This is a genomic window from Mycoplasma sp. HU2014 (assembly GCF_001199495.1).
GTDB lineage: Bacteria > Bacillota_I > Bacilli_A > Mycoplasmatales > Mycoplasmataceae > Mycoplasma.
Genome location: NZ_LFYS01000007.1, coordinates 1 through 11,333, shown reverse-complemented (window position 1 = coordinate 11,333; position 11,333 = coordinate 1). Strand labels below are relative to the sequence as shown.

At 25.5% G+C, this 11,333-nt stretch carries 10 protein-coding genes and 2 pseudogenes; 1 reads left to right on the top strand and 11 read right to left on the bottom strand.

Going from position 1 to position 11,333, the window contains the following annotated elements; translation table 4 throughout:
- The 11 genes and pseudogenes from AB668_RS00465 to AB668_RS05635 all read right to left on the bottom strand — a co-directional run.
- Positions 1-299: pseudogene (locus tag AB668_RS00465) on the bottom strand (hypothetical protein); the annotation flags it as partial.
- 191 nt (positions 300-490) lie between these two features.
- Entirely contained in the window at positions 491-1,936 is a 1,446-nt protein-coding gene (gene gatB / locus AB668_RS00460) for an Asp-tRNA(Asn)/Glu-tRNA(Gln) amidotransferase subunit GatB (protein WP_050517156.1), read from the bottom strand.
- Position 1,937: 1 nt separating this feature from the next.
- On the bottom strand, positions 1,938-3,392 hold the full coding sequence (locus AB668_RS00455; protein WP_050517155.1) for an amidase family protein: 1,455 nt from the start codon (positions 3,390-3,392) through the stop codon (positions 1,938-1,940).
- Between the two features lies 1 nt (position 3,393).
- The gene (gene gatC / locus AB668_RS00450) at positions 3,394-3,690 is read right to left on the bottom strand and encodes an Asp-tRNA(Asn)/Glu-tRNA(Gln) amidotransferase subunit GatC (protein ID WP_050517154.1); all 297 of its coding nucleotides are present in this window, start codon (positions 3,688-3,690) and stop codon (positions 3,394-3,396) included.
- 2 nt (positions 3,691-3,692) lie between these two features.
- Complete coding sequence (gene ligA / locus AB668_RS00445) at positions 3,693-5,699, bottom strand: NAD-dependent DNA ligase LigA (RefSeq protein WP_050517153.1); 2,007 nt, start codon at positions 5,697-5,699, stop codon at positions 3,693-3,695.
- Between the two features lie 2 nt (positions 5,700-5,701).
- Positions 5,702-7,657, bottom strand: a complete 1,956-nt coding sequence (locus AB668_RS00440; RefSeq protein WP_050517152.1) for a hypothetical protein — start codon at positions 7,655-7,657, stop codon at positions 5,702-5,704.
- A gap of 14 nt (positions 7,658-7,671) precedes the next feature.
- Entirely contained in the window at positions 7,672-8,574 is a 903-nt protein-coding gene (locus AB668_RS00435; RefSeq protein WP_050517151.1) for an RluA family pseudouridine synthase, read from the bottom strand.
- 14 nt (positions 8,575-8,588) lie between these two features.
- Positions 8,589-9,563: a CPBP family intramembrane glutamic endopeptidase gene (locus tag AB668_RS00430; RefSeq protein ID WP_050517150.1), complete on the bottom strand. Its 975-nt coding sequence runs from the start codon at positions 9,561-9,563 to the stop codon at positions 8,589-8,591.
- A 60-nt stretch (positions 9,564-9,623) separates the two neighbouring features.
- Positions 9,624-9,893, bottom strand: coding sequence for an HPr family phosphocarrier protein (locus AB668_RS00425; RefSeq protein ID WP_050517149.1), 270 nt, complete (start codon positions 9,891-9,893; stop codon positions 9,624-9,626).
- 66 nt (positions 9,894-9,959) lie between these two features.
- Positions 9,960-10,232 (bottom strand): hypothetical protein, encoded by a 273-nt coding sequence (locus tag AB668_RS00420; RefSeq protein WP_050517148.1) that lies wholly within the window; start codon positions 10,230-10,232, stop codon positions 9,960-9,962.
- Between the two features lie 329 nt (positions 10,233-10,561).
- Positions 10,562-10,708 carry a Vmc-like lipoprotein signal peptide domain-containing protein gene (locus tag AB668_RS05635; RefSeq protein ID WP_160314998.1) on the bottom strand — a complete coding sequence of 49 codons (147 nt, stop codon included), beginning with the start codon at positions 10,706-10,708 and terminating at the stop codon, positions 10,562-10,564.
- Positions 10,709-10,939: 231 nt separating this feature from the next.
- Between AB668_RS05635 and AB668_RS00415 the strand changes: the two are divergent.
- Positions 10,940-11,333: pseudogene (locus AB668_RS00415) on the top strand (hypothetical protein); the annotation flags it as partial.

Genomic DNA, 11,333 nt, shown 5'->3' with positions numbered 1-11,333 from the left:
TTTTCTAAAATATCTTCACTGTTTTTTGTAAATATTGCAACGTTTCCATACTCTTTAACATCAGTACCTGTTTCGATTAATTCTTTTTTCTTTTTTGATCTTTGACCAACTGGAATTGGTGTTTCAAAAGGTACAAATTGAAAATCTATTATTTCACCAACTATTTCCAGATCAACTGGTATAGCTTTTCCGTTAACGTATTTACTAGTTCTTTTTACAACTTTATATTTTCCAAAATAATCTTTTACAACTGTGTTTTTAGGTCTTGCAACCTGTCTTATTTCTAAAGGTATCGCCATTTTATCTCTCTTTTCCTTTTATATAGCATTATATCTATATTATAACATAAAAAAAGACATAAAATAATAGTTTTTTTAACTTATTCTATGTCTGTTTAAATTAATTTTAAGTAATTATTCATGCTTGATCTTATACATTTTAAGGTTATTTATAAAAAACTGCTTAATTTTCAAGTTTTTCTATAGTCATATTAGGTAGAACTTTTATATTTTATAGTATCAATAATAATGTTATTAGCTAAGTCAGGATTAACATTACCGTTACTAATTTTCATTAATTGACCCATTATTGTTTTAATAACTCTTTCTGGTCTTGAATCATATTGAGTTAATAATTCTTTATTTTGTTCAAAAATAGGTTTTAGCATTTTTTTAATTTGGTTAGGATCAGAAATTAATTTTAATCCTAATCTATCAATTATTTGTTCAACTGTTTCTTTGTTTGATTCAAAAATAATAGACATAATAACTTTTGTTTGTTTTGAAGAAATAATACCATTATCAATCATATTAATAATAGTTGCTAAACTTTCTGGTGTTAATTTAGTTTGATCAATAGTAATGTTTTCTAAATTTAGTTTTGATTGAACTTCTGAAATTAACATTTTAGAAACTTTAACATAATTGTTTGTTAGCTTAATTGTTTTTTCAAAAAACTCAGTCATTTCTAAACTAGTTAAAATAATGTTTGTATTCTCTAAACTTAAACCTAATTCATTAACATATCTTAAACGTTTTTGATCTGCTAATTCAGGTGAGTTTTTGATCACGTTATCAATTCATTTTTCATCTAATTGAATTGGTAAAATATTAGGTTCTCTAAAGTAACGATAATCTAATGCATCACTTTTACTTCTCATTAAAACAGTTGAGTTAGTTTGATCATCAAATCTTCTTGTTTCTTGTTCAACTATTTTATTTGATAGAATAATTTCTCTTTGTCTGTTTAATTCAAATTCAATAGCTTTTCTAATGTTTGAAATTGAGTTTAAGTTTTTAATTTCTACTTTATTTGAAAATGATTTAGAACCTAATGGTCTAATTGAAATATTTAAATCGGTTCTTAGTGAACCTTCGTTCATTTTCACATCACTAACATTTAAAAATAATAAAACTTCTCTTAACTTTTCAACATAAGCACAAGCTTCATCAGCACTTCTCATAACTGGTTTAGTTACAATTTCGATTAATCCTACTCCAGCACGGTTGTAATCAATATAAGTTAAATCATCTTTATGAACTTGCTTTGCAGTATCTTCTTCAATATGTAGACGTTCAATTTCAATTACTTTTTTACTATTATCAGGTAAAGTTATTTCTAATTTACCTTCTGATCCTATCGGATTAAATTGTTGAGTGATTTGAAATCCTTTTGTTAAATCAGGATAAAAATAATTTTTTCTATCAAATTTTAATAAAGTGTCAATTTTCATATTTAATGCATTACATGCTAATATCGCTAATTCAACACCTTTTTTATTAACAGTTGGTAAACTTCCTGGATAAGCCATATCAACTTCATTAACTTGAGTATTTGGTTTTTTTCCAAAAGTAACAGGAGCAGAAGAAAACATTTTTGTATTTGTTTTTAATTCAACATGGTTTTCAATACCAATAATAAGTTCAAAATTATTCATCTTAGTCCTCCACTATTTGGTTTTTAATACCAATAATATTTTCTAATGCTTTTGCTGCTTGTAAAGTTAATAAATCTGATTTTACTTTAGTTGTTAAGTTAATACCAATTGGCATATCATCATATTCAAAAAACGGAATTGTAATAGAAGGAGATCCAGAGAAGTTAGCAAGCATTAAAACATCGTCTAAAAATTCATTTTCTTGAGAATTTTCATCAACTTCTTTAGCACCATCAATTAATGGGGCAATAGATCTTGAAGGAGGTAATAATAAAATATCAATTTGTTCAAACATTTCTTCAATTGCTTGATTGATTAATGTTCTAACTTTTTTAGCTTTAGTTAAATATTTGATTTGATTTTCACGTTTTAAGTTTAATGAACCAATTAAGAAACGTCTTTTTACAACTGAACCAAATTTTTGACTTCTTGTTTTAGTCATTACTTCAGTGTAATCTTGACCTTCAACTCTGCTTCCAAATTTGATTCCATCTAAATTAGCATTAGTTGAAACTGCTTCACTAAATGAAATCATCATATAAACCGGTGATAGTGCATCTAATAAATCTTGTCTAAAATCAATTGCTTTAACAGTATATCCTTGATCTTGTAATTTTTTGAAAAGATCTAAATATTTTTGTTTATGTTCTTCATCTAAAGAATCAATTACATGAGTTATATAACCAAAACTTTTTGTTTTATCAAAAGAATTAATTTGCTTGTAAAAGTCTGATGATTCAATTTTAGTTGAAGTGAAATCTTTAACATCATAACCAAAACTTGCATCACATAAAACAGCCATATCATCAACATTTCTAGTGAAAAATCCTGCTGTATCTAAACTAGGAGCATAAGGTAGTAATCCATATCTTGAAATTGCACCATAAGTTGGTTTGAATCCAACAATACCATTGTAACTTGCAGGTTTTCTAATTGAATCTCCTGTGTCTGAAGCTGTTGCGAAAGGAACAATTCCTTTAGCAACTAAATAAGCAGATCCTGAACTAGAACCACCAACTAATCGACGTTTATCTCTTGGATTAACTATCTTTCCATTACATGAATAAAGACCAGTTCCACCCATCCCTAATTCATCTAAAGCAGTTTTTCCTAATAATACAACTTTGTTTTGATCTAACTTTTCAATTAGTGTTGCTGAAAATGGTGGAATATATCCTTCTAAAATATTTGATGATGAAGTTGTAGGAATATCTTTAGTTGAAAAATTATCTTTTGATAAATATGGAATACCACATAAAATTTTATCTACATCAAAATTAGCATCAATTTGTTTAGCTTGTTCTAAAGCTTGAGTTTCAGCTATGTAATTAATGGCATTTGAATCTAATTCATTTTTTAATTCTCTTATAACTTTTTTAGTTAAATCTGTTACAGTTGTTCTTTTATTAACTAAATCATTATGTAATTCTAATATACTTTTAGGTTTATAATTCATCTTAATTAACCACCTTTGCTATAGTTACACATTCATCTTTACTTGTAGGAGCATTTTTTAAAATATATTCTTGCTCAATAACTTCTGAGTTGTTATCTTCTCTTAAAAAATTATGAATATCGTTTAAAGGATAAAATGTTGGTTTTACATTTGTTGTGTCAATGCTTGTTACCTTTTTAAATTTTTCTAAAATTGATTCTTCAACAGATAATATATAGTCTAACTCTTGATCGTTTGCTTCTAACATAATATCTTTAGCAAGCGATTTTAAATAATTTATATCTATAACATCTTTCATTATTACTCACTCTCATTTTCTATTAGTTTATAAAATTCATCTTCATTTATAACCTTAACTCCTAAACTATCTGCTTTTTCTAGTTTAGATCCTGCATTTTCACCAGCTAATAAATAATCTGTTTTACTTGTAACTGATGAAGTGGTTTTTCCTGAGTTTTTTTCTATTAATTCTTTAAAGTATTCTCTATTTTTAGATAAAGTTCCTGTTATAACAAATGTCTTATTAGCTATTTTTGATTCTTGATTAGTTTGTGATTCTAGATAAGTAAAATCAATTCCAATTGATTTAAGTTCCTCAATTAATTTTATATTTTCATCAATCTTAAATCAATCAACTACAGATTGAGCCATTACTTCACCTATTGAATCAATATTAATTAATTGTTCAAAACTAGCGTTTTTTAAATTATCGATATTTTTAAATTTTTGAGCTAAAATTTTAGCATTTTTTTGACCTATATGTCTTATACCTAATCCAAATAAGATTTTATCAAAAGATGAGTTTTTAGATAATTCAATTGAACTAATTAAATTATCATATTTCTTCTGAGCGAATCCTTCTATTTGTAATATTTCATCTTTATGAGTTTTTAAATTATAAATATCTAAGATACTTGAAAGTATTTTATTATCAAATAAAGTTTCAATTAATTGATCACCTAATCCTACAATATTTGTTGCGTTTCGGCTTACAAAATGTTGTAAACATCTAACAATTTGTCTAGGACAAGATGTATTAATACAGAATTGATCAACTTCATCAGTATTTTTTTCTAATAAACTATCACAATCAGGACAACGATCATTAATTATTCATTTATCTAAATTATAAAAATTATCATCTTTAATTGATTCTAAAACTTCAGGAATGATATCTCCTGCTTTTTTAATTTTTACATAACAATTAACTCTTAAATCTTTTGACTTAATAAATTCAGCATTATGTAAGGTTGCTGCACTTACAACTGTTCCCATTATTTGAACTGGTTCAAGTTTTGCATTATAAGTAATTTTTCCTGTTCGACCAACTGTTGGAAAAATATCTACTAATTTAGTTGTTTTTACTTCTGCTGGAAATTTATATGCTATTGCTCATTTAGGAGCTTTTGCTGTATATCCTACTTTAGCTTGTAATTTTTTATCATTTAATTTAAAAACAATACCATCAATTTGATAATCTAAATCATCTTTTAGCTCTGTATATTTTTCAATATAATTTTTAATTTGATCTAAATTAGAGCACAACATCGGTTCACTATTTGTTTTAAAACCTAATTGTTTTAATTTTTCAATTGATTCGGCTTGAGTTAAATCATCTGAATCATCTGCTAAATAATAATATAAAAATGCATCAAGATTTCTTTTAGCAACAATTGATGAATCTAACTGTCTTAAAGTACCAGCTGCTGCATTTCTAGGATTTGCAAATAATTGTTCACCTTTTAATAATCTTTCATTATTAATTTTTTCAAATTCTTTTTTAGATAAAAAAATTTCTCCTCTAACTTCAACTCTAGTTTTTTTACTAATTTTTAAAGGTATTGATTTGATAGTTTTTACATTAACTGTTACATCTTCACCAACAACACCATCTCCACGTGTTGCTGCTGTTGTTAAAATTCCATTCTCATAAATTAATGAAATTGATAAGCCATCTATTTTTAATTCAGCAAAATATTGATTATCAATTGTATTTGTAACTTTACTTATTTGATTATTAAAATCTTTAAATTCTTCAAAACTAAAAACATTACCTAAACTTAACATAGGAGTTTTATGATTAACTTTTTCAAAACCTTGAATAATAGTTCCACCAACTTTTTGAGTAGGAGAATCTGGTGTAATAAATTCAGAGTTTTGTTTTTCTAGATCCATCAATTCATTTAAAACAAGATCATATTCACTATCATCAACTGAAGGATTATCTAAAACATAATACTCATAAGATCACTTTTCGATCTTTTCTTTTAATTGATTAATTTTTATTAATATTTCTTGTTTATTCATATCTATTCTCCAAAATCCTGTTCAATGTCTTTTTCTTGATCTAAATCTAGATCTGTATTTTTTAAAGTGTAAATTTTAGGTTTTTCTTTATGTTTTAAATATTCAAATTCTTTTTGATCAATCACACTATCTTCATCATAATCATTAAACCCTGACATGAATTTAACTAGTAATTGTTGTTGTTCTAACATTTTACCTGTATCAATTCCTTCAGAAATAAAACGTTTAATTTTATTATCATATTGTTGTTTTTTAACTATTTGTTTAATAATTGGTAAACCCAAAAATATACCAATACCAACCGAAGGTCTTACTATAATAGGAAGTAAAATAGCTACAATAAATCCCATTGTTAATGTTATTGATAATACTTTAAATAAATCAGGTAATAATACATTTGTTCCTTTAATAGGTATGATTGAAGCTACTAAAAAGATAGTTGTAAATCATGAGCTAATCACTCCAACAAATAAGTAAATAAAGTTTTGTAAAATCGAACTGAACTTAGCAATATATACTAATTTATCTCATGTAAACATTCATAAATATAAATAAGCAATTATTATAAATAATGATTTAAAAGTATAAAACACAATTAAAATTGTTGAAATTTTCTTTTGATCATCAACTAAAACTCTAGCTACAACTAAAACTATTAGATATGAAATTACTAAATAAATACCAGCAATAATATTAATTGTTTTTGTAATTGCTTTATTCATACCTTTAGCTTGTATTAAAGAGAATTTACCATCTAAAATAATAATTAAACTTGTTGAAAGTGCATACATTAATGAAAATGTAAATCTTGAAAAAACAAACTCGATTGCTTGGTTATCAATTTTACTATTGTCTTTAATAATTGATGAAAATAAACCTGAAACAACATAAGGAGTTAACATACCAATTGTTGCAAAACTTAATACCGCTACAACATAAGTATAAAGCTCATAATTAATATATGATTTTCAATCCAGTCTACCATTTTTAATAATAATGCTTAAAAAGTATTCTCTAAAAGAAGTGATTAAAGTAGACATAATAATTCTAATATTTACACCAACTACCATATAAAGAGATAGTAAAGATGTAACTTCCAAAGCAGATGATCCCAGTGCTAAGAATAAAATTAAAATATCAGCATTTCTTAGTATTGAAAATCCTATTTCAGATCAGAAAATTTTAAATGATCTTCTTGCTAAATGTGAGTTATTAAAGTCTCGGTAAAATTTCAATCAAGGATATTTAATTTTCACATATTGTTTTATTAAAAATCCTCTAACAAATGGATATATTAAAAAGATTAAAAATATATAAACAGGAGAATAATTATCTTTAACAGTTAAATAACTATTTAAACCTATAAAAAATAATCCAAATACTAAAATATCAGAAAATAATATAGCTAAACGTCTACTTCCATTTCTTTGATCGGCTCTTAAAATATTTTCATAAACACCAAATAATCCAGTTGATAGTGTTTGTTTAAATCCAAAAATGAAAAATATTAAACTTAATTCTCAAAAATTTAAACTAGTTGCATTACCTGATGGAGAAGTGAAATTTAATGATCAATTGGCAGGTTTGTTATTAATAATTGATGGAGCTAATGCAATTTCTAATGGATATAAAATAGATAAAAGAAGGATTAATGTAAAACCTGTGATAATGTTATTATTATATTTTCTTTTAGCTGTTGAAAAGACTTCGTTTGCTGAAATTCAATCACCTTCTGAAATTGGTCTCATAAGCATCACAATAGTTGCTATAGCTAATGATCCTTCAGCTGAACCAGCAATTAATGATAAAGACATACTAATTCTAATATACCCGTTTATTTCAGAACCAAAAGTTTTTAGAATTCAAAATATCATTAAGAATTGAATCAACATATTTGTAAGAGAAATAATAACCCCTATAAGGGCACTAAAAACTCCATATTTAGCTGATGTCTTCACTTTTACATCTCCTTTTAATTAGCTCATTTAGGAATAAATTCTATTATTTTTTCATTTAAATAATCTAATGGTTTGTCTAAATTATGAAAAATTAACTTACTTGCTGATAAATAAATTATTTTTTCGTCGTTAATTTTCTTTCCACCATATCTAAAATCATTTAAGATTGGGTTTTTTAAATAACTTAGCATAGCTCTTATTTGATGTTTTCTTCCTGTTATTAATTTTACTAAAATTAAATTCTTTTTAATCATATTAAACTCAGTTTTACAATACTTATAATTATCTAACATTTCAGTTGAAAAAATTGATTTTTTTATTTCTAAATCATAATTTATTCAACCTTCTAATACAACTGTGTTATCTAATGTTCAATCATTAGAAATTAAAGCAAGATAATATTTTTCTATTTTGTCTTTATCTTGTATTGCTTGCGTTAGAATTTCAGATGATTGTTTATTTTTTGCATATATAACAAGACCTGAAGTTAGTTTATCTAATCGGTGAACATGAGAAATTACAAATGAGTTTTCATTTAAAGGATCGTATTGATTTTTATCTACTAAATAAGACTTAATCATATCATCTAAACAAATGTTGTAGACAGAATGCATTTCTAAATTAGCATCTTTGTTAACAATAATTAAATTATCATCTTCATAACAAATATCTAATTTAACATTTTTTATGTAATTAAATTTATCTCTAATCACAGGTTTATTCGAATCATAAACTTCCACAATATCATTTGATTTTAAAATGAGATTTTTATCTTTAATTCTTTTTGAATTAACTTTAATATCACCTTTTCTTAATCATTTATAAATAACTGAAATTGGTGTTGTTGAATAAGTCTTTTTTAGAAATTTAAATAATGTTTGATTTTCATCATTTTTATTTATACAAAATTTTGTCATACTTCTCCTAAAAACTAATTTGTTGCTATTGTTATTGTTAAAGAAATTAAATTATAAGTTGAATGAATTAATCATGAATAAGTAATGTTACCACGCGTGAAATCAAAAGCTAAACTTAAAAATAAACCACCTAAAATATATGGAGTAATATTTCAAATATCACCTGATCCAATGTGCATAATTCCAAAAAATAACGTAGAAATTACAATTGATAATCATCTAGATCCAACTGCTGTAAATATTGCATTTCTTGCAATAATTTCTTCAAATAACGGTGCTACAAATACTGTAAATACTAATAAAAGAATTATATAAATTATTTTTGTTTGTTTATCTTTTAATGGTTTAATTAGATTTTGTTGATTTTCAGATTGTCCTAATCCTAGTTTGTTAACTATAATTCCATATAATACATTTCCTAATAAAAACATTACTACTGTAAAAATAACAACTACAATGATTAATTGTTTTTTATTTTCTTTTAATGTTAGTTTTACTCTTTGTTTTAGATCGTCTATTCTTAAAAATGCATAAATTATTAATACAATTTCAGCAATTAGTTGAATAAATGTTTGAAACACACTTCCTCATGCTGTTATTTTTTTACTTTCTTTATCAAATAAACCAGGAATTATTTGAGAACATATTGATGAAAAAATTCCCATAATTAAAAACGCAATAGGATAAATAAATAATATACCTACTCCTGATTTGAAAAATGATATAGGGTGTAATTTTCAAAAAATAAGTCCACCTATAGTTGAAAAAAATATACTTGAAACACTAATAATTAATTGAATTTGTTCTTCATTAATGTTTAATTGCTTTTTAAATACATTTAAAAATATTAGTGTAATTAAAGGTAGAATTACTATTGATAATAAAACTATTATTCCTTCAACTTTAGCATTATATCTGTAAAAGTCAAAACCATATTTTTGATCAACATTTGTAGATTTTAATTGGAAATTAGCGATTTTTTTAAACACTTTTTTACTCTCCTTTAAATAAATAAAACAACCTAATGGTTGCTTTAAAAATTAATTAAATTATCCTTCAATTAAACCTGATTCAACCATTGCTTTTTTAACCGCTTCAATTGCAGCATCAGCATCAGATCCATCAGCTTCAATAGTTACTTCTGTACCAGTTTTAATAGCCATAGCCATTATATTCATAATTGATTTTAAGTTACCTTTTTTTTCACCAGTAATAATTGTTATACTTGAGATGAATTTTGATGCTTCTTTTGCTAACACAGAAGCCGGTCTTGCATGTAAACCTACTTTATCTGTAATAACAGCTGTAAATTTCGCCATTATTTATCTTCCTCCTAAAATTTTATATATCATATTTATTATACATTTTTAACAAGTTTATATCAATTAATATATAAAAGCGTCTGGAATATCAATTAATATATAAAAGCAATCGAAAATAAAAAAGTGCTCGTCCACCTTTTTGTAATATTTTAAATCTTTTACTTTTGCAATTTCTTTGTTGTAATCTTCTAATGCTTTTGCAACTTTTTCTTTGTATTCTTTTTTAGCTTCTTCATTAGCTTGTGCTTTTACAGATTCATCAATAATTTGAATATTTTCTTGAATAGATTTTACAATAGCTTCTTTTTTCTTCTTGAGATAAATTTTGTTTTTCAAGAATTTCTTTAATTTTAGATTCTATTTTTTCATTAGTTCAATTTTCTGAAAAATTTTCTCCAATTGTTGATGAACCTTCTATTTTAGAAAAGATTTCATCATCTTTTTTTGTCCTTTATCTTCATTGTCTTTAAAGATTTTTTCTAAAACATTAGCGTCAGTTATACCATCTTTAATGTGTTTTGATAATTTTTTAACTTCGGCTTTAATTTTTACTTCAATTTTTTGAATCTCTTAAGCTGTAAATGTTTTTGAATCAATTTCTTTTAATATTTCATCACATTTTTTAGCAAAATCCTCATTAGCTTTTTCAATGTCTTTTTGAAGTTTTAAAATAACTTCTTCTTGTTTAACAACTTCTTCTTTTTTTCTTCTTTATTTGGTTCTTTTTGTCCTATAGGTTTGCATGCTACTGCAACAGAAGTTGTTGTAGCAACCATTCCAATCATTCCTAAAATTGATAATAATTTCTTCATTTTATTCGTACCTTTCAAAATATATTTTCGATTTAAAGTAAGTGTTTGCTGGTGGACAATTCTAGTATACTTTTTTTAAAAATCAAGGGTTAGATCGCTATCTCAATGGTCTTTATACTAGTCTATTTGAAGGTTTCGAAAAATAACTTATGCACATTTCTAGTTTGAAATCAAGACTTGTTTTTTTTTTTTTTTTGAATAATAAGTTTGATCATTTAGAAAGGAGTACACATGTCAAAGTTATTAAAGTTTATTAACGGATTAAGTTTAGCTGCTTCCGCAGGAGCTATTGGTGTTTCTGGTGTAACATTAGCTAAATTTAACCAAGTTGGTGAAAAGGGTCCAAAAGGTGAGCCTGGAGATAAGGGTCCACAAGGTGACAAAGGACCACAAGGAGATAAAGGACCACAAGGAGATAAAGGACCTAATGGGCCTGAAGGACCACAAGGAGATAAAGGACCACAAGGAGATAAAGGACCTACTGGACCTGAAGGACCACAAGGAGATAAAGGACCTAATGGACCTGAAGGACCACAAGGAGATAAAGGACCACAAGGAGATAAAGGACCTAATGGGCCTGAAGGACCACAAGGAGATAAAGGACCACAAGGAGATAAAGGACCTA